This window comes from Microbacterium sp. CH-015 (assembly GCF_049707015.1).
GTDB classification, from domain to species: Bacteria; Actinomycetota; Actinomycetes; order Actinomycetales; family Microbacteriaceae; genus Microbacterium; species Microbacterium aurum.
In genome coordinates, this window is sequence record NZ_JBNAFJ010000005.1 from 1 (window position 1) to 22,138 (window position 22,138).

A 22,138-nucleotide genomic window follows, 5' to 3' on the forward strand; every position below is an offset into this window, starting at 1 on the left:
AATCACCACAGACCCCACACCGGGATCGGCGGCCAGACCCCCTCAGCCCGCGTTCACAACGTCACGGGGAAGTACAGTTAGCGCCCGATCACCGGGCAGCGCCCGATTAGGGATCCCGAGAGTGCGGGACTGTCACGATGGCGAGGAGTCGACTCGTTGGCCCAGCATCCTCGAGGGACGGTCCCGGAAGGCGACGCTCGACAGCGCATAGTGGAAGCATGACCGGCTTCACGCAGCTTGCCGATGGACTCGCCATCTTGGAGGCTCTTGATCTTGCTCGGCAGCGGAACGAGCACGCGACCGGCGTCACGTGGTCAGCACTCGATCGCCACGTCATCGACAGGGGCGACCTGCAGATCTTCCCGATCGCTCGCGCAGGCTCCGACGACGAGAGCCGCGAGCGGTTCCGGGGGATGGTCAGAGAGCTGTACTCCGACGCCATCCACTTCTTCGGTGGTGACGCGGTGCACGCCGAGCATCTGCTGACGCCCGACGAAGGCTACGGGAAGACGCTGGCCATGGCCGGAATCGTCAGCGAGAACCGCCTGTACATGTGGTTCATCGGCAACCACGGAGCCGTGCCCGTGGTGACCTCTGACCCGGAGAACAAGTCCACCGTCCTTGCGATCCACGTGATCCCTGCTGAGTGGGAGTGGACGCCGTGGGGTGGCACGAACACCGCACGGGGAGCCTCTCGTGCCCGCACGATGGCCAAGCGCTGCGCAGCGGCAGACCCGAGCTGGGATTGGCCCGCCTGACCCTCTGCGTACCCGAACCTCACGCCGGCAGGACGACCTTGCGCATGACGGTCTTGTTCTTGCCGATCCGGCGCTCGAACGTGAAGCCCGCCTCTTCGAACATGCCCGGCGTCACGTTGTGCAGGAACGACGCCGACACCCGCTTGCCCGGCTCAACGATGTTCGGGAACGACACCACCTCACCTCCGCCCGCCTGCGCGATCAGATCGAGCGCTCCCCGCAGCGCCTCGAGCGCGACCCCCTGGCGGCGATGATCTCGATCGACGAAGAAGCACGTGATGCGCCACGGGGCGGGGTGCGCCTCGCCGGCGTCGTACTCCTTGCGGTGGTAGATGCGGGGCAGCTCGGCAGGGCTGCCGTACTCGCACCACGCGATCGCCTGCTCGCCCTCGAAGACGAGCGCCGCGTGGGCGATGCCCTCCTCGATCATCCGCTTCTTGAACAGCGGGCCACCGGCATCCGCCTTCTTGGTCGTGGCCGTGTCGTCGTGGAAGTAGCTGCAGTAGCAGCCGCCCCACACGCCGTTGTGCTTCTCGGCCAGCGCCAGCCACGCCGGATACGTCTCGAGCGTCAACGCCCGGATCTCGTGCGCCGTCATGGCGCCATTGTCCGCCCGAACCGCTGGGGCCGCCAGGTGCCGGCGGCAGTGCCCGCGAGCCCTCGCGCTACGCCTCGTCCAGCTCTGCGAGCAACTGCACCGCAGCGCGGGCGTACTCGCTGATCCAGCGATCATGGATGCGCTTGATCGGCAGCGGGGCGAGCGAGAGGTGCCGCTCGCGACCGGACCTGCGGCCGGTGACCAACCCGGCTTCTTCCAGTACTCGCAGATGCTGCAGCACCGTCGTCCGATCGAGCTCCGGAAACAGCGTGCATAGGGCCCCGGTCGTCTGCGTCGACTCCTTCAACGCATCGAGTACCCGCCGCCGCACCGGCGACGCGAGCGCCTTGAAGACCCGATCGTCATCGGCGCTCTGGTCCTCGAAGGATGACATGTGATAAAAATACAACATGTCTGAAGCCACTCCGCTCGACGCGCTGTCTTTCACCGTTTCCGGCCGCATCTCCCGGCCCTGCGCAGAGGTCTACGAGGCGGTCGCCGACCCCGCGCAGCTGTCCCGCTACTTCACCACCGGCGGCGCCCGCGGCCGTCTCGAGGTGGGAGCGGACATCACCTGGGACTTCCACGACTTCCCTGGCGCCTTCCCGGTCACCGTCGTCGAAGCCGAACCGCCTCGACGCATCGTCATCGAATGGGATGGCGCCGCCACGACGGGGGAGAAGGGCGTCACGCGAACAACCTTCGAGTTCGAGCCCATCGACGACGACACCCGCACCCTGGTCACGATCAGCGAGTCCTCCTGGCTCGTCACGGCCGAAGGCGCCAAGCACGCCTTCGGCAACTGCGAAGGCTGGACGGGCATGCTCGCCGCGCTGAAGGTCTGGGTCGAACACGGCATCAACCTCCGCGACGGCTTCTACGCGTAGACCGCGATGTCGGCGGCACCGGCGATAGTGGGAGCATGACCACGACGACCTCCGCCCGCGCCGAGGCGCTCGACGTCCTGCGCACCCTCGTCGGGCGCGACGACGCCGACTTCCACGACGGGCAGTTCGAGGCGATCGAAGCCCTCGTCGAGGGGCGACGCCGCGCGCTCGTCGTCTAGCGCACCGGATGGGGCAAGTCGGCGGTCTACTTCGTCGCGACGCTCCTGCTCCGGCGCCGCGGCGGCGGCCCCACGGTGCTCGTCTCGCCGCTGCTCGCCCTCATGCGCGACCAGGTCGCCGCCGCCCAGCGCGCGGGCGTCCGCGCGGTCGCGATCAACTCCACCAACGCGCATGAATGGCGCGACGTACTCGCGCAACTCGACCGCGACGAGGTCGACGTGCTGCTGGTGTCGCCCGAGCGCCTCAACAACCCCTCGTTCCGCGACGAGCAGCTCCCGCAGCTCGTCGCGCGGATCGGCCTCCTCGTCGTCGACGAGGCCCACTGCATCAGCGACTGGGGCCACGACTTCCGCCCCGACTACCGGCGCCTGCGCGACCTCATCGCCCGCATCCCCGCCGGCGTCCCCGTGCTCGCCACGACCGCGACCGCCAATAGCCGCGTCGTGGCTGATGTCGCGGAGCAGCTCGGTGCTCTGGAAGGCGATGGCGGTGTGACGGATGCCGACACCCCGGCATCCGATGTCCTCGTCATCCGCGGCCCGCTCGCGCGCGCCTCGCTGCGGCTCGGCGTGCTGCGGCTGCCGAACGCGCAGAGCCGGCTCGCCTGGCTACTCAGCCACCTCGACGACCTGCCCGGTTCGGGCATCGTCTACACGCTCACCGTGTCCGCCGCGAACGACACCGCGCGGCTGCTGCGCGACCGCGGCTACGAGGTGCGCGCGTACACCGGCCAGACCGACGCCGACGAGCGCGAGGAGTCGGAGGCGCTCCTGAAGGACAACCGCGTCAAGGCGCTCGTCGCCACCAGCGCCCTCGGCATGGGCTTCGACAAGCCCGACCTCGGCTTCGTCGTGCACCTCGGCGCGCCCTCGTCGCCGGTGTCGTACTACCAGCAGGTCGGCCGCGCCGGCCGCGCCACGGCATCCGCCGATGTGCTGCTGCTGCCCGGCGCCGAAGACCGCGACATCTGGCACTACTTCGCGACCGCGTCGATGCCCGACGAAGATCGCGCCGGCCGCGTTCTCGCGGCCCTCTCGGCGGCCAGCGGACCGCTGTCGACCCCGGCGCTGGAGGCGATGGTCGACATCCGCCGCACGCGGCTCGAGCTGCTGCTGAAGGTGCTCGACGTCGACGGCGCCGTCGCCCGCGTGCAGGGCGGCTGGATCGCGACCGGTCAGCCGTGGACCTACGACGCCGACCGCTACACCCGCATCGCGGCGGAGCGCATCGCCGAGCAGCAGCACATGATCGAGTACGAAGAGCTCACCACGTGCCGCATGGAGTTCCTGCAGCGCGCCCTCGACGACGACACCGCCGCGCCGTGCGGCCGCTGCGACAACTGCGCCGGCCCGTGGTTCGCGGCGTCGATCGGCGAAGAGGCGACGGATGCCGCGTCCACCGCACTCGACCGCGTCGGCGTGCCGATCGAGCCGCGCCGGCAGTGGCCCACCGGAGCCGACAAGCTTGGCCTGCCGCTGCGCGGGCGCATCCCCGCGGAGTCGCAGTACGACGAGGGGAGGGCGCTCGCGCGCCTCACCGACCTCGGCTGGGGTGGAACGCTGCGCGAGATCTTCGCCGCCGGTGCCGCCGACGGCCCGGTGCCGCCGAACGTGCTCGCCGCGTGCGTGCGGGTGCTCGCGGACTGGGGGTGGGCGGAGCGGCCGGTCGCCGTCGTGGCGATGCCGTCGCGGTCGAAACCGCAGCTCGTCGCCTCGCTGGCGCGGGGGATCGCCGAGGTCGGACGACTCCCTCTCGCCGGCACCCTCGCCCTCGTGGACGGCGGTCCGACCGGCGGCCCGGGCGGCAACAGCGCCTTCCGGCTCGCGGGCGTGTGGAACCGGTTCAGCGCGGCGGACCTCGACCTGCCGACGGGGCCGGTGCTGCTCGTCGACGACCTCGTCGACAGTCGCTGGACGATCACCGCCGCCGCGCACGAGCTACGCCACGCCGGCGCGACAGCGGTGCTGCCGTTCGCCCTCGCGCTGCGCGGCTGACGGGTGCGCGCCGGCATCCGGCAGGATCGAGACATGCCGAGTTCGTTCACGCTGGTGACGGATGCCGCGGTGTCGCCCGAGGCCTTGTACGCGCTCTCGCTCGACATCGATGCGCACGTCGCGTCGATGCGGCAGTCGGGCGAGCGCGCCGTCGGCGGCGTCACGAGCGGATCGATCGGTCTTGAGGAGTCCGTCACTTGGCGGGCGCGGCATTTCGGCATCCGGTTCACGATGACCTCGCGGATCACCGAACTCGAAGAGCCGACCCGGTTCGTCGACGAGCAAGTGCGCGGGCCGTTCCGGTCGTTCCGGCACGAGCACCGGTTCGAGCAAGTCGGTAGCGGCACCCGTATGACCGACACGATCGAGCTGGCATCGCCTTTCTTCGGCCGACTCGCCGAGCGCGTCGTGCTGGTGCCGTATCTCCGGCGCCTCATTCGGCAGCGCAACGCTCACTTGCTCACGGCGCTCGGCGTCGCGCCGTCGACCGATCCCGAGGAGGTGACCTGGGAGCCCGGGGTCACTCACCCCTTCCGTGCTGCGCAGAGCGAGACGGTCATCGGCCGCGGCGACGCGTGCTGGCAGCGCGCGGCATCCGAGGTGCTGCGCTGGGGCGTGAAGACGCGCAGCGGCTTCGCCGTCGCATCACCGCATGACGTCATGCCGGGGGAGCGGCTCACCATCACCGCGCGCCTCGGGCCGTTCGTCGTGCGCGAGCCCGTGGAGGTCGTCGCGGTGATCCGACAGCCCGACCGCGTCGGGTTCTCGTACCGCGCGCTGCCGGGGCACCCCGTCCGCGGGGAGGAGGCCTTCGTCGTCCATCGTCATGCGGATGCGGTGCTGCTCAGCATCCGCTCACTGACAGCGCCGGCCGCGCGTGGCCCGTGGCGGCCGGCGTATCCGCTGCTGCGGGTGGCGCAGGTGATCGCCCGCCGCCGCTACCGCCGCGCACTGCGGTGACGGGTGCCTGGTGTCATGCGAGCGCGATGGCCGCCCCGCCCACCAATCGGATTCGAGCGGGCGTACACGTGCGGGCGAGTTCAGCGATCAGCTCGCGGAGGCCTCGAACAACATCCGTTCGTTCCAGCCTGACCGGCGCCTGGTCGCTGCGCATGCGCTCACCAACTCGGCCTCGTCAATCCACACGCCTCTCCGGCGTAGGGGTTCGGGCACCCTGTCGGCGTCGGGAAAGAGGCGACCAGCTGTCCACGGATCCCAGCGCCCGTCGGGGAGCCCCTGCACGTCGCTGACCCATGCCGGTGAGGGCAATCCGGATCGAGTGAGCTCGTGCTCAACGATGCCGGCAATCGCGGCATCCCATGTCGGAGCCAGGGGGAGTGGCGGATCGGTCGTCAAAGCCGCCTTCGCGAGCGGGCCCACGCTCTTGAGGTTGCTGGACAGCTGCACGAGCGCCTGTGCGCGATGTGCGTCGTCGAGATCGCGTCGAAGTGTCTCGGCGGTATCGGCTGCGCTCGCGCGCCGACCGGTATCGACGATGAGCAGACGCGCATCCGTCGCGGCGACAAGTGCCTCAACAGTGCTCAATCGCGCATCTCGACGTCCGGACTCGATCGCGTAGATGTTGCTCGCGTGTGTGCCCACCCGTAGCGCCAGTTCGGGCGCGGAGACGCCCGCGACGCGTCGGTGACGGGCGAGTTGCTCGAGCAATCCCATGTGTCGCCCCTAGGTCGAATGCGACCTACTATGCACCCGTCGTTGACGGCCGGCGAGAGGGTCGGCACGTTTCGTCTCGCTCGTTCCTCGCTCGCTCAACGACCGGTGGGCTGCGCGTGCCACGCCGGGACGCGCCGCGCCGTTCGTTGCGGCGTGAGAGATTGGGGACATGACTCACCTCTCCGACGCGCTCCGCCGCCCCGGAGCGATCATCCGATACTCCGACTCCGGCGGCGACGGACCGGCGGTTGTCTTCACCCACGGCGCCGGCATGGACCACAGCGTCTTCGCGCCCCAGCTCCAGGCGGTGCGCGCAACAGGCCGACGGGCGATCGTGCACGACCTCCGCGGGCACGGCGCATCGCCCCTCGACGACGGCATCCGGTTCACGGCCGCCGACGCGCTGGAGGATCTCGCCGCACTCCTCGACGCCCTCGATCTGCAGCATCCGGTGCTCGTCGGGCACTCGCTCGGCGGAAACCTGTCGCAAGCGCTCGTGCGCCGCCACCCCGATCGCGCCGCCGGCCTCGTCGTGATCGGCGCCACCTGGAACGCCGGCCCCCTCACCCCGGCGGAGCGCCTCGCGCTGCGCCTTGCGGCTCCGATGCTCGGACTCATCCCCGCCGGGCGCCTGCCCGGGCTCATGGCGAAGGCGTCGGCCGTCACTCCGGCGGCCGTCGCCGCCACCGAGGCGATGTTCCGACGAATGCCGAAGCGCACGTTCCTGGATGTCTGGCGCGCCACGGTCTCGCTCGTCGACCCCGACCCGGCCTATCGCACACCGGTACCCCTCGGCCTCATCCGCGGCGCCGACGACCGTACCGGCAACATCGCCACGGCGATGCCGCGGTGGGCCGCGGCCGAGGGCGTGACCGAGCACGTCATCCCGCATGCCGGACACGTCGCCACCCTCGACGCCCCGGAGGCGACGACAGCGGCACTCCTCACGCTCGTCTGACCGCGACCGGGCGGCCGCGGAGGGATGCCGGCGCGACCGCCGTTCGCCACGACACGGCGCCGGGCGGGGATGCCGGGATGGCGCGCCATGCGCCCCTAGGCTCGTGCTCATGCGTGGAATCTGGGGCCTCGCCGCCGTCGCTGCTGCCGTCCTCGTCCTGGCGGGATGCGCCGCCGAACCGTCGCCGCGGGCGACACCGTCCGCCAGCACGGCGGCGGAACCCGCCGTGACGGTCGACTCCGTCATCGACGGCGACACGATCGAGACGACCGCCGGCACGGTTCGCATCATCGGGATCGACGCGCCCGAACGCGGCGAATGCGGGTACGACGAGGCCGCCGCGCTCGTCGCGTCGCTCCTGCGTCCAGGGGATGCGGTCATCCTGCAGCTTCCCGATGGCGAGAACGATCAGGACCAGCACGGCAGGCTGCTGCGCTACGTCGACACCGTCGACGGCGTGGACGTCGCCGCCTCGGTGCTGGCCGCGGGGCTCGCCGTCGCGCGGTACGACTCGGCCGACGGATACCCCGCGCACCCGCGCGAGACCGCTTATCGTGCCGGCCAGCTCGCCACCCTCACCGCGGCCGGCGTCGTGAGCACGCCCGCCTGCGCCGCCGCAGAGGCCGCCGCCGCGCAGGCCGCCGCAGAGGCGGCCGCGGCGCAGGCCGCCGCCGACGCCGAGCAAGCGAGGATCGCCGCAGAGCAGCAGGCTGCGCAGCCCCCGGCTGCGCCCTCCGTCGATGAGTGGTGGCGACAGTACTCGTCGTGCACGAAGCTCAAGAAGAACCCCAACGGGCACCCCACGGGGCCGTTCTCGCGGGACAACCCTGCGGAGGCCGCCATCTACGACTGGTTCGCCAACGGCACCGGAAACAATGGCGACGGCGAAGGCGACGGCCTCGCGTGCGAGTAGGGCGAACGCGACCGTGACGCCGACCACGCCCGCGGCGTGCGACCTGGCAGAGTGAGTCCATGACCGACGTCGACGCCGAACTCGCGGCGCTGCGAGCCCGTGCGTACGGCGCGGATGCCGACATCCACGACGATCCGGTCGCGCTCGCGCGGTTGCGGGACCTCGAGGAGCGCCGCCGCATCATGGGGGAGGCGGCCGTCGCGCCATCGGCACCGGCCGCCCCGGCGGTCGGCCCGCCACCGTCCCTGCCCGCGTTCTCGTTCGTGTCGCCCCCGGCCGACACCGACGCCCGTCCGAGTGCCGGCCAGACCCCCGACCCGGACCGGGACGGGGCCGCAGACCCCGCGGCAGGCCCCGCCGCCGCACCCGCGGCATCCGGCACCGCGCCGCGCTCGCGTGGACGCCTGCTGCTGGCCTGCGCCGCCACGGCGCTCGCGACGGCAGCCGTCACCGCCGGGATCACCCTCTGGGCGGCGTCGGCGGGCGCCGAACGACCCGACGCCGTCGTGCGTCCCGCCGCCGACCCCACCCCGAGCGAGATCATCTCCGGTCCGTTCACCGACACCGTGCAGTTCGAGGACTTTCACGGCATGCAGGTGACAGTCGGAACGTCCGCCGGCGATCCGACGCAGCGCTGCGTCTTCGTCGCCGTCCCGCAGGGTGACTTCAGCAGCGGCACCGGCGGCTGCGCGATCGTCCCCTTCGACCCCCAGCTCGACCTCGCCCTCGCCACCTATGCCGGCTCCGAGCTCGCCGACGCGTTCGGCTCCGACGCCGTGCTGCGGCTGCGCGTCGTCGGGGACGAACTGCGCGTCTTCGTCGCCCACGAGCCGCCCGGTACCGGCGCCTGAATCCGCGAGGCGGATCGCCGCGTGGGAGCGCGGCGGGCGGGCGCGCTCTTGGCATGATCGGCGAGTGAGCCGTCGTCCCCGCCACCGCCTTCCGATCGTCGTCGCCACGATCGCCGGTGCCGCCGTGGCCGTCGCCACGGCGATCGCGGCCCTCACGCCGCGTACGCCATCGACACCCCGCAGCGCGGGTCCATCATGCTCATGCACGACATCCAGACCGGGACCGCGCGGGTGTTCGGTCGGGTCGTCGCAGGTCTGCGCGACCGGGGCCTCGTGCTCGTCACCGTCGACGCGCTGTTCGGCGGCGCCGTGCCCGCCGGCATCGTCCGGCACGGCTGAGCGCGGCGGACGGGAACGCGCGGGGCGGATGCGCGTCAGTGCGCGGCGTCGTAGGCCTCGAGGACGGATGCCGGGACGCGCCCTCGCTCGGACACGGTGTACCCGTTGGCGCTCGCCCACTCCCGGATGGGGCCGTAGTCGCGCTGACCGGACCGCCGCTGCGGAGCCCGGCCGCCGCCTCCGCTGCTTCCGCGACGCGGCGCGCTCGCGGTGGAGCGTGCCGAGACCGACCGGGCGGCGGCGATGAAGGGGGCGAGCGCCGCGCGCAGCGCGGCGGCGTTCTCGTCCGTGAGGTCGATCTCGTAGGCGGTGCCATCGAGCGAGAACAGTACGGTCTCGCCGGCGCCCACCTCCAGCACGGTGCCGTCGAGGTCATCCACGAGCTGATGCACGATTCTGCGGGCCATGAGGGGAGCCTAGGGCAGCAGCCCGGCGCGCCGGGCCTTGGCGACGGCGGCGTGGCGCGTCCCGGCATCCAGCTTCGCCATCGCCGACTGCAGGTACGACTTCACCGTGCCCTCGCGCAGCGCCAGCGTGACAGCGATCTCGGCGTTGGTCTGGCCGAGCGCGGCGCACGCCAGCACATCGGTCTCGCGCGGCGACAGCTTCACGTCCAGCGGCTCGACAGCCGCGGCGCCGTCGTGCGAGAGCGCGGCCAGCCGGCGCTCGATCTCGCCGAGCCGCTGCCGCAGGCCGAGGTCGGCGACGTCGGCGCCGATGCGGCGGAGCTCCGCGTACGTCTCCCGCAGCTCTTCGCGCGCCGCGACATCCAGGCTCGGCGTCGCGTCGGGGGAGGGGACCAGCGACAGCCGGCGGTTCACCTCGTCGCGCACCCGCAGCTCGGTCGCCAGGTCCGACGCCACCTGCAGCGCGTTGCGCGCCGTGTTCTCCTGCAGCGGCGACTGCGCCCACGATCCGCAGTACAGCACCCCGCGCGCCCTGCCCGAGACGACTACCGGCACCGCGAACAGCGTCGCGATGCCCTCGCCGAGAATGGCACGGTCGTAGTCATGCGTGATGTTGCGGGACGAGCGGTAGTCCAGCGCCAGCCGGGGACGGCGATCGACGAGCGCACGACCGCCGAGGCCGCGGGTGGCCTGCACCACGAGTCCCGAGATCGAGGGCGTACGGGTGCCGACGATCGACGTCACCTCGACCGCATTGCCGCGCTCGAAGCCACCGAAGGCCACTGGCATACCCGTGCGGGCGGCGAGGTCGCCGACAGCGTGGGTCAGCAGATCCTGATCTGAGGCGAGGGCTTCGACTGCCATCGCATCTACCTACTTCCGGGGGTGACGGCTGCGTCACTCGTTTTCGTAGCGTCGACGATATCACGCGGCCGGTCGAGGACGACCGGACGTGTTCCGTTCGGAGGTGCATCCCCCGCACCGCATGAGGCAAGGAGGCCACATGTCCCATCCGTCCCCCGAATCCGCCCCGCCGGGCGGCATCGACTACGTCGCGGTCGAGGAATCCCCTCGATTCGTCGACCTGAAGAAAAGGCATCGCAGCTTCGTCTGGCCGCTGACGATCGCGTTCCTGGTCTGGTACTTCGCCTACGTGCTGCTGTCGTCGTTCGCGACGGAGTTCATGTCGACCCCGGTGTTCGGCGCCGTCAACGTCGGCCTGCTGATGGGGCTCGGCCAGTTCGTCACGACGTTCGCGATCACTATGTGGTACGTCTCGTACGCGAACCGCCGGCTCGACCCGGTCTCCGCGGAGATCCGCGCCGACCTCGAGGCGCAGGAGGCCGGCCGATGATCCTCCGACAGCTTCAGGGGCCGTGGGAGGCCGCCGCGGCCACCGCGACCGCCGACAACAACCCCGTCCTCAACATCTCGATCTTCGGCGCGTTCGTCGCGGTGACGCTGTTCATCGTCATTCGGGCGAGCCGCAACAACAAGACCGCCGCGGACTACTACGCCGCGGGCCGCTCGTTCACCGGCCCGCAGAACGGCTTCGCGATCGCCGGGGACTATCTGTCCGCGGCATCCTTCCTCGGCATCTGCGGCGCCATCGCCATCAACGGCTACGACGGGTTCCTCTACTCGATCGGCTTCCTCGTGGCGTGGCTGGTCGCGCTGCTGCTGGTGGCCGAGCTCATGCGCAACACCGGCAAGTTCACGATGGCCGACGTGCTCTCGTTCCGTCTGAAGCAGGGACCGGTGCGGATGGCCGCGGCCCTCACGACCCTCGCGGTGTGCTTCTTCTACCTGCTCGCGCAGATGGCCGGTGCCGGCGGGCTCGTGTCGCTGCTGCTCGGCATCCACGAGCAGATCGGCCAGTCGATCGTCATCGGCGTCGTGGGCGTCTTGATGATCGTCTACGTGCTGATCGGCGGCATGAAGGGCACCACCTGGGTGCAGATCGTGAAGGCGTTCCTGCTCATCGGCGGGGCCATCGTCATGACCGTCTGGGTGCTCGCCATCAACGGGTTCAACGTCAACACGCTGCTGGAGTCGGCCGTGGCCGCCTCGGCCACCGACCCGAAGGACGCGATCCTCGGCCCCGGCCTGCAGTACGGCAAGAACCCGTGGGACTTCATCTCCCTCGCGATCGCGCTCGTTCTCGGCACCGCGGGTCTGCCGCACGTGCTGATGCGCTTCTACACGGTGCCGACGGCCAAGGAGGCCCGGCGCTCGGTGGTGTGGGCGATCTGGCTGATCGGCCTGTTCTACCTGCTGACCCTCGTGCTCGGCTACGGCGCCGGCGCGCTCGTCGGCCCCGAGGTCATCAAGGCGGCACCGGGCGGCGTGAACTCCGCGGCCCCGCTGCTCGCGCAGGCCCTCGGCGGGCCGCTGCTGCTCGGCTTCATCTCGGCCGTCGCGTTCGCGACGATCCTCGCGGTCGTGGCCGGCCTCACGATCACGGCCGCGGCATCCTTCGCCCACGACATCTACGCGAACGTCGTGAAGAAGGGCAAGGTCGCCCCCGACGGGGAGGTCAAGGTCGCGCGTCGCACGGTGATCGTCATCGGCATCCTCGCGATCCTCGGCGGCATCGGCGTGCAGGGACAGAACGTCGCGTTCCTCGTGGCGCTCGCCTTCGCCGTCGCGGCGTCGGCGAACCTACCCACGATCCTGTACTCGCTGTTCTGGCGGAAGTTCACCACCCGCGGCGCGGTGTGGAGCATGTACGGCGGACTGGCCGCGGCCATCATCCTCATCGTGCTCTCGCCGGTGTTCTGGGGCACCGAGACGAGCGTCTTCAAGAACGTCGGCGTCGCGATCTGGCCGCTGAACAACCCGGGGATCGTGTCGATCCCGCTCGGGTTCTTCCTCGGCTGGCTCGGATCGGTGACCTCGCGGCGCGCGGAAGACCCCGTCAAGGCGGCCGAGATGGAGGTGCGCTCGCTCACCGGCTACGGCGCCGAGAAGGCGGTCGACCACTAGCGGTCTGTTCTGCACACCGAGACCCCGCGTCGCGACGCGGGGTCTCGGCGTCTGCGCGGGGTCTCGGTGTGGGTCCGCGACCGGCCTACACGGCCGCGGAGTCTGGCCCGCCGGCGCGGTCCGCGCCGGCGGCGGCCTCGAGGTCGAGCAGGAAGCGCTTGCGCTCGGGGTGGCCGCCGTACTCGCCGATCGACCCGTCGCTGCGCACGACACGGTGTGCGGGCACGACGATCGAGATGGGTGTGCGGGCACAGGCCGACCCCGCAGCGCGGTGCGCGCCGGGGGAGCCCGCCAGGATCGCGACCTCGCCGTACGACGCCGTCTCGCCGTAGGGGATCGTGCAGATGGCCTCCAGCGCCCGCCGCGCGAAGCCGTCGACGCCGGACAGATCGAGGGCGAGATCGAAGTCCCGACGGATGCCGGCGAAGTACTCGTCCAGTTGCGTCGTGACCGCGGCGGTCGCCGCCTCGTCGGGCACCGGCACGGCGCGCAGTTGCGCGCTGACCTCGGCGAGTGCGGCCTCGCGGGCGCCGACGGCGATCTCGAGCAGGTGGAGGACGGCGAGGCCCTCGTCGGTCGTGACGACGAGAGCCTCGCCGATCGGCGTCGGGTGCACCGAGTATGCGGCGGAGGGGGTCATGCGTCCATGATGGCGGCGCCGCGGCATCCGCCCGCCACGAGCGGCCCCGATTGTGGACAACCCGAGGCAGAGGCCCGCGGGGGAGAGGGCGATGACACCTCACCAGGTCACAGGCGTCACATCAGCCCCAATCCCGCGACAACCCGCCGCGTTGCGGGTGTCGGCCCGCGGCGGAGCCTAAGGTGTCGAGTGTGTGGCGAGCAGACGGTGGCGCCGTGCGAGGCGTGAGTGACGCCGACCACGGATACTCGGTGACCCCGGCCGACCTCGACCTGTCCGAGCCGGGCGTCGTGGTGACCCACGTGGCCGAGTCCGAGCGGGCGCGCCTGCGCGAGGAGGCGGCGCAGCTGGGCGGCCGCTCGACGCTGCTGCACTACACCGACGCCGGTGACGCGGGCATCGACATCACGAAGGCCCACCCCGGGAGCCTGCCCCAGTTCATCACCGGACGCTCGACGCTGCTGTCGAACCTGTTCCGCGACGAGGTGGCGCTGCGCACCGCGCGCCTCGCGGCCGAGCGCATCGCCGCAAAGGACGTCGAGCTGCGCACCACGCGGGGCCTCGACGCTGTGCACCTCGCCGTCGCGATCGCCGGGTGGCGCATCGGCGGCGTCTCGTACGCCGCGCCCGTTCTGCTGCGTCCCCTCGCCATCCGCCGCCATCACGCCGACTTCGACCTCAAGCTGCACGGCTCGTTCACGATCAACCCCGAGCTCGTCGCCGCCGCGCGCACGCACTTCGGCATCGTGCTCGACGGCCGCGCGCTCGCCGAGCTCGCCTACGACGACGGCGTCTTCAAGCCGCAGCCGGTCATCGACCACCTGCGCGCCCTCACGGCACACGTCGACACCTTCACGGTGCTGCCGCGCCTGGTCGTGTCGACCTTCGCGGACGTGTCCTCGGCGATGGGCCGCGACGCCGGCGACCTCGACCACCCCGTCCTCAACGCCCTCGCCGGACACGACGCCGACCGCGAAGACCTCTCCATCGTGCGGATGCCGCCGCCCGCCGTCGACGCCGATGAGCGCCCGCCGGCCGCGGACCGGCTGCTGCTGGACGCCGACGCGGAGCAGGAGGCCGTGCTCGCGCGCATCGTGGCGGGGCAGTCGCTCGCCGTGCACACGCTGCCAGGCACCGGTGGCACCCAGACCGTCATCAACGCCGTCGGCGAACTCGTCCGCGCCGGCAAGCGCGTGCTCGTCGTCAGCGCCCGCCGCTCCACGCTCGAAGGCGTCCGCCATCGCCTCGCCGGCATCGGCCTGCCCGGTCTCGCCGTGTCGCCGCGTCACCTGCACCGCGACCTCATCCGCGCGATCGCCCGCAACGAGAAGGCCACCCAGCCCAAGGTCGCCGACGTCGACGACGCCCTGGTGCGCCTGCGCACCGTGCTGCGCGACTATCGCGATGCGCTCACGCAGCGGCATCCGCGGGTCGAGGTCTCGCCGCTGGAGGCGCTGCGCACCCTCACGACGATCGCCGCCGGCACACCGCAGCCGTCCGCCGCCACGCGGTTCGACATCGCGACGCTGCAGGCGCTCGGCACCCGCCGCGCCGAGGCCGCGCACGCGCTCGCGACCGCCGCGCGACTGGGGGAGTTCCGCTTCGGGCCCGACGACTCGCCGTGGTACGGCGTGGCCTTCGCGACCACCCAGCAGGCGCGCGACGCGCACGCCCTCGCGGGGCGCCTGCACCGCACCGATGTGCCGGCGATCCTCGAACGCGGCTACGCGCTCATCGCGCAGACGCGGATGCGTCCGTTCTCGACCGTCGCCGAGCTCGGCGCCTACGTGCAGCTGCTGCAGGGCATCCGCGCGTCGCTCGACCGGTTCAGCCTGACGGTGTTCGAGCGTCCCCTCGGCGAGCTCATCCAGGCGCACGCGCCGCGCCGCGACGCGCCGTCGCTGTCGGGCGCTCAGCGCCGGCGGCTGAAGGGGCTGTCGAAGGAGTACGTGCGTCCCGGCATGCACATCACCGATATGCACGAGTCGCTCGTGCGAGTGCAGCAGCAGCGGACGCAGTGGCAGCAGCTCGTCGAGCCCGGCGTCATCCCCGAGATCCCGCTGGGGCTCGACGACGTCGCCGCCGCCTGGCAGCGGGTGGCCGCCGACCTCGGCCAGCTCGACCGGGTGCTCGGACGCACCGAGTCGCTCGCGTCGCTGCCGATTCCGCACCTGCTGCGCACCCTGGCCGGCCTCGCCGCCGAATCCGACGTGTTCGACAACCTCGTCGAGCGGGCGACGCTCCGGGGTGAGCTCGCCGAGATGGGTCTGGAGGAGCTGCTCACCGAGCTGTCGGTGCGGCACGTGCCCGAAGAGCACGTCGCCGCCGAGTTCGAGTTCGCGTGGTGGCAGTCGGCGCTGGAGGCGATGCTGCGCTCCGACCGGGCGCTGCTGGGGGCGAACACCGCCGTCGTGGACCGGCTCGAGCGCGACTACCGGCTCGTCGACGAGGCGCACGCCGCCTCGGCGGGTCCGCTGCTGGCCGCTGAGCTCGCGACGAAGTGGCGCATCGCCGTCGTCGACGAGGCCGAGGAGGCCGCCCGGCTGAAGCAGCTGCTGCGTGCCGGCGGGGCGAACGCCGCCGAGCTCGTCGCCGCCGCGCCGACGCTCGTGCGCACGCTCGCGCCGGTGTGGCTCGCCTCGCCGTACGAGGTGCCGCAGATTCCGGATGCCACCCCGTTCGACGTCGTCATCGTGGCGGATGCCGGGGCGCTCTGTCTCGCCGAAACCGCACCCGCGCTGCGACGCGGCGGCCAGATCGTCGCGTTCGGCGACCCGGTGACGCAGAAGCCCACACCCTTCCGGGTCGGGGCGGGAGCGGCGACCGCAGACGACGAGCCCGAGGTCGACTTCGACGAGGTCAGTGTCTTCGAGCGTCTCACCGAGCTCATCCCCGTCGACACGCTCACCCGCAGCTACCGGGCGGGCGGCGAGGACCTCGCCGAGCTCGTCAACGACGCGTTCTACGACGGCCGGCTCGTCTCGATCCCGTGGGCCGGGTCGTACCTCGGGCGCGGAAGCCTCAGCGTCGACTACGTCGAGGGCGGCACCGGAACTCCCGACCCCGTGACCGGCGCCGTGGAGAGCCCCGATGCCGAGGTCGCCCGGGTCGTCACCCTCGTCGTCGAGCACGCCGTCAACCGTCCGACCGAGTCGCTGATGGTCGTCACCGCGTCGGTGCGCCACGCCGAGCGGGTGCGCCAGGCGGTGGCCGCGGCCTTCGCCGGGCGCTCGGACGTCGCCGACTTCGTCGGCCGCGATACGGCCGAGCCCTTCGCCGTGCTGGGCCTGGAGGAGTCGGTCGCCGAGAGCCGTGACCGGGTGGTGTTCTCCCTCGGGTTCGGCCTCACCAAGCACGGCCGCGTGCTCAGCGACTTCGGCGACCTGTCGGGCGAGGACGGGGAGCGTCTGCTCACCGTCGGCATGACCCGCGCGCGTCGCTCGATGGTCATCGTCTCCTCGATCCGTCCGTCGGCGTTCGACGAGGGACGGCTGGAGTCGGGGGCGGCGACGCTCATGTCGATCCTCGGCGGCATCGCCGCCCGCGCCCGCCAGTCGCGGCTGGAGGATCTCGCCGATCCGCTCACGCTGACCCTCGCCGGGCACCTGCGCGCGCTCGGGATCTCCGTCGACGTCGACTATCGCGGCCGGCTGCCGCTGGTCGCGCAGTACAAGGGCAAGGCCGTCGTGGTCGAGAGCGACTCCGACACGGTGCGCGAGACGCTGCGCGAGAGCCTGCGCTTGCGGCCGCAGGTGCTGCGCCGGCTCGGCTGGCACTACGTCCGCGTGCACGCGTTCGACCTCTACAGCGACCCGGCCGGGGTCGCCGCGCGGATCGCCGCGATCCTCGGCGCCCCGCCGGAGACGCCCACGGCCGACACGGTGACCCAGCCGATCGATGTCCTCGACTGAGGCGGATGCCGGTGATGCCGCCGACCGGCGACAGCGGGTCGTGCGGGTGCGGGGCGCGCGCCGCGCGCAGCTGACCCCCGCGCCAGGGAGCGACCCGGACCCGGAGCTGCCGGCGCGGCGCGACGATGCCCCCACCACGCGGGCGGGGGCATCGGGCCCCAACGACGAGCAGCTGCGGCGGGACGTGCCGCCGCACTACTGACGGGCGCGCTTGTTCCGGAACGGCGTGGGGCGTTTCGTCTCGCTCTTTCCTCGCTCGCTCATCGACCGGTGGGGAGGAACGGCGTGGGGCGTTTCGTCTCGCTCGTTCCTCGCTCGCTCAACGACCGATGCGGGGCGCTCAGCGATCGGTGGGGGAGGCGTTGCGCTCGAGGAGGTCGCGGATCTGGATGAGCAGTTCCTGCTCCGTGGGGAGCTTCTCCTCGGCATCCTCGGAGACACCGGCCTTGGCGGCCTGGCGCTCCTTCCACAGGTTCATCGGATAGACGAACACGAAATACACCACGATCGCCACAGCGAGGAAGCTGATGATCGCGCTGATCAAGTCCCCGATCGGGAAAGTGACCGTCCCGCCCCAGACCGCGGGAACCGGGATGCCGGGAACGCCGTTGTCGTCCGGCTTCCAGAACACCTCGATAAGCGGCGTGATGATCGACGACACGATCGCGTTCACCACAGCGGTGAAGGCGGCGCCGATGACGACGGCGACGGCGAGATCGATGACGTTGCCGCGCATGATGAAGTCTTTGAAGCCCTTGATCACGGTGCGTCTCCTGTCTCCGGCTGTGGCCGGACTACGAGCCCGACGGCGCGGGTGAGGTCTTCGCCTCAGATTTCGATGATGCCGGACTCGGCGTCGAGGCGCCACCCGCGGCATCCTTCTTGCCGCCCGTCCCGCCGGCACGCGAGTCGGTGCGGTAGAAGCCGGAGCCGTTGAACGTCACGCCCACCGACCCGTACTGCTTGCGAACGGGTCCGCCGCACTCGGGGCATTCGGTGAGGGCGGCGTCGGAGAAGGACTGGACGGCGTCGAAGCGGTGGCCGCACTGCGTGCAGGCATAGGCGTAGGTGGGCATGTCTCCTCGGGTGTTTCTTGCGGGTCAGCGTCGATGCGGGGCGAGCACGACGGTTCGGGTGGGTGTCACGACGCCGGTGACCGGCTGGTCCTGGAGATCGCGGGGCACCTCGTCGACGAGCTCCGAGTCGAAGACGACGGCGTACACCGGCGGGCAGTGCTCCATGGAGCCGAGGGTCTTGTCGAAGTAGCCGCGTCCCCACCCGAGTCGCATGCCGGTGGCATCGACGGCGGCGGCGGGGACGATCAGCAGATCGACGTCGTTAACGGCCAGCGGACTCAGGACCTCGCCGACCGGCTCCGGCATGCCGAACAGCCCCTCGGCGATGTCGCCGTCCGGGTCGGCGACGACCCAGTCGAGGAGACCGTCGGCCCGGGTGACCGGAAGCAGGACCCGGATGCCGCGGCGCACCGCGTCGGCGACGAACTCGTGCGTCCCGGGCTCGGTCGGAGCCGACAGGAAGCACGAGATCGACCGGGCGCCGACACTCGCGACGAGCGCGTCGAGCTGGGCTTTGACCCCCTCGGCGGCGGCGGTGCGCGCCGCGTCGGAGCGCTGCTGGCGGCGTTCGCGAAGCTCGGCGCGCAGCGCGCGCTTGGCGTCGGCGATCCCGTCGGTCATGGTCCGATTGTAGGCGGCGTGTCGCGCCCCGCGTCGCGGCGGTGGGCGAGGGGGTGACCCGGCCGGTAGTGTGGCGACATGGCTTCCACCCCCATCAAGGCCGTCATTCCGGCCGCCGGTCTCGGCACGCGCTTCCTGCCCGCGACGAAGGCGATGCCGAAGGAGATGCTGCCGGTCGTCGACAAGCCGGCGATCCAGTACGTGGTCGAAGAGGCGGTCGCCGCCGGGATCGAGGACATCCTCATCATCCTGGGGCGCAACAAGAACACGATCTCGAACCACTTCGACTCCGTGCCCGAGCTCGAGTCGACCCTCGCGCACAAGGGCGACCTGGAGAAGCTGCGTCACGTCCAGGCATCCTCTGAGCTCGCCGACATCCACTTCGTCCGCCAGGGCGAGCCCAAGGGTCTCGGTCATGCCGTGCTGCGCGCGAAGCACCACGTCGGCGATTCGACGTTCGCCGTCCTGCTGGGCGATGACCTCATGGACGAGCGCGACCCGCTGCTGACCAAGATGATCGCCGAGAACGCGGCCTCCGGCCTCACCGTCGTCGCGCTCATGGAGGTCAATCCCGACCACATCCATCTGTACGGCGTCGCCTCGGTCGAGGAGACCGACGACCCCGACGTCGTCCGCGTCACGGGGCTGGTCGAAAAGCCGAAGAAGGAGGACGCGCCGTCGAACTACGCCGTCATCGGCCGCTACGTGCTCACGCCGCGCGTGTTCGACATCCTCGAGCGGACCGAGCCGGGCAAGGGCGGCGAGATCCAGCTGACCGACGCGCTGCAGGAACTCGCCGTCACCGACGGGGTGCTCGGCGTCGTGTTCCGCGGCCGCCGCTACGACACCGGTGACAAGGTCGACTACATCAAGGCCATCGTCCAGCTGGCGAGCGACCGCGACGACCTCGGCCCCGCGCTGCGGCCGTGGCTGAAGGACTTCGCGGCGCAGCTGTGACGTCGCACGGCGCGGACATGCACCGCAGGAAGGGATGCCGGTGGACCTGACCGCGCCGCGCCAGCACGGGTCGGTGGCGATCCGGCTCGTGAAGCAGCGCGACGCGCGCATCCTGCAGTCCGAGCTGCTGAGCAACCGCGGCTGGCTCCGCCCGTGGGAGGCGACGAGTCCTGACGGGCCGGTGTCGTTCGACATGCGCGTCGGCGTCCGGCGGCTGCTGCAGCAGTACCGCGACGGGGGCGGGGTGCCATTCGTCATGGAGTACGACGGCGAGATCGCCGGTCAGCTGAACGTGTGGGGCATCGCCCGCGGCTCGCTGTCGTCGGCGACGATCGGATACTGGGTCAGCGAACGCTTCGCCGGGCGCGGCATCACCCCGACGTCGGTGGCGCTGGCGACCGACGTGTGCTTCCGCGAGATGGGGCTGCACCGCATGGAGATCTGCATCCGGCCGGAGAACAGCGCGAGCCTCCGCGTCGTCGCGAAGCTCGGGTTCCGCTACGAGGGGCTGCGGCGCCGATTCATCCATATCGCGGGGGACTGGCGCGACCACTACGCGTTCGCGCTCGTGCGTGAAGAGGTCCCCGAGGGCGTGCTGCAGCGATGGGTGTCGGGCCGCGCGCCGGCGCATGCCGCGGACATTCCGCAGTCCGACCGGATCGGTTGACACCGGCATCCGATCCACGTCACGGCGCCGCCAGAACCTTCAACGTGAACATGAACCTCAGACACGCGGGGCGCATGCCGGGCTGAGGCGGGCGGCGGCCCTACCGTGGAGCCCATGGGTGGACAGGTTCTCGGCGGCGGCGTGGTCGTCCTCGTCGCCGTCGTGCTCTGGCTGGTCTATCTGCTGCCGTCGTGGCACGGTCGCCATCAGTACTACGCCGCCGAGCGCAACGCCGTGCGGCTGAACCAGGCCCTGCGCGTGCTCGCCGAGACGAGCGAGACGCCGCAGGAGGTGCGGCTCGAACTCAACGCCCGCACCGCCCTCGCCCAACAGCGGCTGGCCCGTCAGGCGCAGTCCGAGCGGGAACAGGCCGAGCTCGAGCGCGTCCGCGCCGAACTGGCGGTGGCGAAGCTGCAGGCGAAGGCCGAAGCGGCCGCCGCCCGTGAGCGCGCGGCGGCCGAGGCCCGCGCCGCGAAGGCCAGCCCCGCCCTTCGCCGCGCCGGGGCGCGGCGCCGTGCCCGGCTGGTCACCACGATCGTCGCCGTCGCGGCCCTCGCGCTCGCCGGGTGGGGCGGCGTCGAGGTGGCCACCAGCGGCTCACCGGTGCTGCTGTGGACGGCCCTGGCTGCGCTTGCCACCTGCGTCGTGCTGCTGCAGCGGATGTCGGTCGTGCGTCGCCACAGCGAGGTACGCGTCGCGGCGCCCGCGACCGTCCGCGTCGCGGCCGACCTGCAGGATGTCTCCCTCGCCTCCGATCGCGTCGCGTGGACGCCCCGAGAGCTTCCCCGCCCGCTCACCGCATCCGCGGGATCGCGCGCCGCGAGCGTGCTCGACGAGGCGGACGCGCGGGAGGCGCTGCGCCGCGCCGCCCTCGAGGAGGCCATGCGCGCGCGGGCCGAAGCGCAGCGTCCGCCGTCGATCGTCGCCGCGCGCGCCGCGCGCCGCGATGTCGAGTTCGCCGGCGGCCCCGGCGCGGGCGACGAGGCGATCGAGGAGCACGTGCGGCGTCTGCTGGAGCGGCGCGCGAGCGGACAGTGACACCCGCCTGACACGCGGGGAGCTCGGCCTGCGATCGCCCGGGGTGTCAGCCGACGAGGACGCGCCCGCCCGCGATGACCAGCTCAGGATCGCGTCGATCTGGACGACCGGGTCGCGATCGATCGTCGCGGGATCGAGCCCGCCGATGTGCTCAACGCCGGCGCGGGCGGCGTCGCCCAGCAACTCGAGCACGCCGGGGCGGCGCAGCACGCCGTCCTGCGGAAACGCGACGATCTGCATCGTGAGTGCGCCGTCGTAGTCCGCGGCCGCCTCGCGAACCGCCTCGATGCCGCGCAGCCCGAGTCCGAGGTCGACGTCGACGTGCGTGCGCACCGCGGTCGTGCCGTGCGCGACGAGCTGCTCGAGCACGTTGCGGGTGATCTGCGCCGATGGCATCCCGATCTCGTCGCGCCGGGCACGCTCGTGCCGGATGTGCCCCTCGGTGCCGCCCTCGCCGCCGTAGGACAGGTCGACGGGGGCGTCGCCCCAGGGGCGGACGTTGCGGAGCAGGGGAGGGGTCGCAAAGGTCACCACCCTTGTCTCGCGCCCTGCGGCACTGCCGGCCGTCCAGAGCACCGCATCGCGCGTGATAACCTAACTGAGGTTCACGGGCCTGTGGCGCAGTTGGTAGCGCGCCTCGTTCGCATCGAGGAGGTCAGGGGTTCGAATCCCCTCAGGTCCACC

The 22,138-nt window shown here is 71.6% G+C and carries 23 protein-coding genes, 1 tRNA gene and 1 pseudogene; 16 read left to right on the plus strand and 9 right to left on the minus strand.

The features are described from left to right. Positions 1-218 precede the first annotated feature (218 nt). Entirely contained in the window at positions 219-758 is a 540-nt protein-coding gene (locus tag ACPYN4_RS09060) for a hypothetical protein (protein WP_424446191.1), read from the plus strand. 19 nt (positions 759-777) lie between these two features. Here the strand turns inward: ACPYN4_RS09060 and ACPYN4_RS09065 are convergent, their stop codons facing one another. Further along, positions 778-1,356 carry a GNAT family N-acetyltransferase gene (locus tag ACPYN4_RS09065; protein ID WP_424446192.1) on the minus strand — a complete coding sequence of 193 codons (579 nt, stop codon included), beginning with the start codon at positions 1,354-1,356 and terminating at the stop codon, positions 778-780. A 67-nt stretch (positions 1,357-1,423) separates the two neighbouring features. Further along, complete coding sequence (locus tag ACPYN4_RS09070; RefSeq protein ID WP_198159143.1) at positions 1,424-1,750, minus strand: ArsR/SmtB family transcription factor; 327 nt, start codon at positions 1,748-1,750, stop codon at positions 1,424-1,426. A 16-nt stretch (positions 1,751-1,766) separates the two neighbouring features. On the opposite strand from ACPYN4_RS09070, the gene ACPYN4_RS09075 reads away from it, so the two are divergent. The 3 genes and pseudogenes from ACPYN4_RS09075 (at position 1,767) to ACPYN4_RS09085 (ending at position 5,377) form a co-directional block, all read left to right on the plus strand. Next, the gene (locus ACPYN4_RS09075) at positions 1,767-2,243 is read left to right on the plus strand and encodes an SRPBCC family protein (protein ID WP_076690169.1); all 477 of its coding nucleotides are present in this window, start codon (positions 1,767-1,769) and stop codon (positions 2,241-2,243) included. A gap of 35 nt (positions 2,244-2,278) precedes the next feature. Then, a pseudogene (locus tag ACPYN4_RS09080) lies at positions 2,279-4,417 on the plus strand (DEAD/DEAH box helicase). 33 nt (positions 4,418-4,450) lie between these two features. Next, complete coding sequence (locus ACPYN4_RS09085; protein WP_084201940.1) at positions 4,451-5,377, plus strand: DUF1990 family protein; 927 nt, start codon at positions 4,451-4,453, stop codon at positions 5,375-5,377. Between the two features lie 87 nt (positions 5,378-5,464). Here the strand turns inward: ACPYN4_RS09085 and ACPYN4_RS09090 are convergent, their stop codons facing one another. Then, positions 5,465-6,091, minus strand: coding sequence for a helix-turn-helix domain-containing protein (locus ACPYN4_RS09090; protein WP_424446193.1), 627 nt, complete (start codon positions 6,089-6,091; stop codon positions 5,465-5,467). A 169-nt stretch (positions 6,092-6,260) separates the two neighbouring features. On the opposite strand from ACPYN4_RS09090, the gene ACPYN4_RS09095 reads away from it, so the two are divergent. The 4 genes from ACPYN4_RS09095 to ACPYN4_RS09110 all read left to right on the plus strand — a co-directional run bounded on the left by ACPYN4_RS09095 (position 6,261) and on the right by ACPYN4_RS09110 (position 9,152). Next, positions 6,261-7,049: an alpha/beta fold hydrolase gene (locus ACPYN4_RS09095; protein ID WP_424446194.1), complete on the plus strand. Its 789-nt coding sequence runs from the start codon at positions 6,261-6,263 to the stop codon at positions 7,047-7,049. A 109-nt stretch (positions 7,050-7,158) separates the two neighbouring features. Continuing rightward, positions 7,159-7,962, plus strand: a complete 804-nt coding sequence (locus ACPYN4_RS09100) for a thermonuclease family protein (protein ID WP_239279558.1) — start codon at positions 7,159-7,161, stop codon at positions 7,960-7,962. 59 nt (positions 7,963-8,021) lie between these two features. Then, a complete protein-coding gene (locus ACPYN4_RS09105; protein WP_239279559.1) occupies positions 8,022-8,813 on the plus strand; it encodes a hypothetical protein in 792 nt (263 codons plus the stop codon). A gap of 195 nt (positions 8,814-9,008) precedes the next feature. Continuing rightward, positions 9,009-9,152: a hypothetical protein gene (locus tag ACPYN4_RS09110; RefSeq protein WP_239279560.1), complete on the plus strand. Its 144-nt coding sequence runs from the start codon at positions 9,009-9,011 to the stop codon at positions 9,150-9,152. Positions 9,153-9,187: 35 nt separating this feature from the next. On the opposite strand, the gene ACPYN4_RS09115 is transcribed toward ACPYN4_RS09110, so the two are convergent. Both ACPYN4_RS09115 and ACPYN4_RS09120 read right to left on the minus strand, forming a co-directional pair. After that, entirely contained in the window at positions 9,188-9,559 is a 372-nt protein-coding gene (locus ACPYN4_RS09115) for a histone-like nucleoid-structuring protein Lsr2 (protein ID WP_076690174.1), read from the minus strand. A 9-nt stretch (positions 9,560-9,568) separates the two neighbouring features. Further along, on the minus strand, positions 9,569-10,423 hold the full coding sequence (locus ACPYN4_RS09120; RefSeq protein ID WP_239279561.1) for a helix-turn-helix transcriptional regulator: 855 nt from the start codon (positions 10,421-10,423) through the stop codon (positions 9,569-9,571). Positions 10,424-10,562: 139 nt separating this feature from the next. Here ACPYN4_RS09120 and ACPYN4_RS09125 point away from each other — a divergent pair, with 139 nt between their 5' ends. Beyond that, positions 10,563-10,913 carry a DUF485 domain-containing protein gene (locus tag ACPYN4_RS09125; RefSeq protein ID WP_239279562.1) on the plus strand — a complete coding sequence of 117 codons (351 nt, stop codon included), beginning with the start codon at positions 10,563-10,565 and terminating at the stop codon, positions 10,911-10,913. Beyond that, entirely contained in the window at positions 10,910-12,544 is a 1,635-nt protein-coding gene (locus ACPYN4_RS09130) for a solute symporter family protein (RefSeq protein WP_424446195.1), read from the plus strand. Before ACPYN4_RS09125 ends, ACPYN4_RS09130 begins: the two co-directional genes overlap by 4 nt. An 85-nt stretch (positions 12,545-12,629) precedes the next feature. On the opposite strand, the gene ACPYN4_RS09135 is transcribed toward ACPYN4_RS09130, so the two are convergent. Beyond that, positions 12,630-13,184 carry a methylated-DNA--[protein]-cysteine S-methyltransferase gene (locus ACPYN4_RS09135; RefSeq protein WP_424446196.1) on the minus strand — a complete coding sequence of 185 codons (555 nt, stop codon included), beginning with the start codon at positions 13,182-13,184 and terminating at the stop codon, positions 12,630-12,632. 215 nt (positions 13,185-13,399) lie between these two features. Here ACPYN4_RS09135 and ACPYN4_RS09140 point away from each other — a divergent pair, with 215 nt between their 5' ends. Both ACPYN4_RS09140 and ACPYN4_RS09145 read left to right on the plus strand, forming a co-directional pair. After that, on the plus strand, positions 13,400-17,095 hold the full coding sequence (locus ACPYN4_RS09140; RefSeq protein WP_424446197.1) for an AAA family ATPase: 3,696 nt from the start codon (positions 13,400-13,402) through the stop codon (positions 17,093-17,095). Beyond that, on the plus strand, positions 17,082-17,297 hold the full coding sequence (locus ACPYN4_RS09145; protein ID WP_424446198.1) for a hypothetical protein: 216 nt from the start codon (positions 17,082-17,084) through the stop codon (positions 17,295-17,297). Before ACPYN4_RS09140 ends, ACPYN4_RS09145 begins: the two co-directional genes overlap by 14 nt. Before the next feature lie 138 nt (positions 17,298-17,435). Here ACPYN4_RS09145 and mscL read toward each other — a convergent pair whose 3' ends face one another. Genes mscL through ACPYN4_RS09160 form a run of 3 tightly spaced genes read right to left on the minus strand, consistent with a single transcriptional unit; the run spans position 17,436 to position 18,792 of the window. Continuing rightward, a complete protein-coding gene (mscL, locus tag ACPYN4_RS09150) occupies positions 17,436-17,858 on the minus strand; it encodes a large conductance mechanosensitive channel protein MscL (protein WP_424446199.1) in 423 nt (140 codons plus the stop codon). 31 nt (positions 17,859-17,889) lie between these two features. Further along, the gene (locus tag ACPYN4_RS09155; RefSeq protein ID WP_424446200.1) at positions 17,890-18,171 is read right to left on the minus strand and encodes an FmdB family zinc ribbon protein; all 282 of its coding nucleotides are present in this window, start codon (positions 18,169-18,171) and stop codon (positions 17,890-17,892) included. Positions 18,172-18,195: 24 nt separating this feature from the next. After that, positions 18,196-18,792 carry a 5-formyltetrahydrofolate cyclo-ligase gene (locus tag ACPYN4_RS09160; protein WP_424446201.1) on the minus strand — a complete coding sequence of 199 codons (597 nt, stop codon included), beginning with the start codon at positions 18,790-18,792 and terminating at the stop codon, positions 18,196-18,198. Positions 18,793-18,870: 78 nt separating this feature from the next. Between ACPYN4_RS09160 and galU the strand changes: the two genes are divergently transcribed. The 4 genes from galU (at position 18,871) to ACPYN4_RS09180 (ending at position 22,136) form a co-directional block, all read left to right on the plus strand. Next, a complete protein-coding gene (gene galU, locus ACPYN4_RS09165; RefSeq protein WP_424446202.1) occupies positions 18,871-19,749 on the plus strand; it encodes a UTP--glucose-1-phosphate uridylyltransferase GalU in 879 nt (292 codons plus the stop codon). A 34-nt stretch (positions 19,750-19,783) separates the two neighbouring features. Then, positions 19,784-20,416: a GNAT family N-acetyltransferase gene (locus tag ACPYN4_RS09170; protein WP_424446203.1), complete on the plus strand. Its 633-nt coding sequence runs from the start codon at positions 19,784-19,786 to the stop codon at positions 20,414-20,416. A 114-nt stretch (positions 20,417-20,530) separates the two neighbouring features. After that, positions 20,531-21,454, plus strand: a complete 924-nt coding sequence (locus tag ACPYN4_RS09175) for a large exoprotein (protein ID WP_239279570.1) — start codon at positions 20,531-20,533, stop codon at positions 21,452-21,454. Between the two features lie 609 nt (positions 21,455-22,063). Next, positions 22,064-22,136, plus strand: a tRNA-Ala gene (locus ACPYN4_RS09180). Positions 22,137-22,138 lie beyond the last annotated feature (2 nt).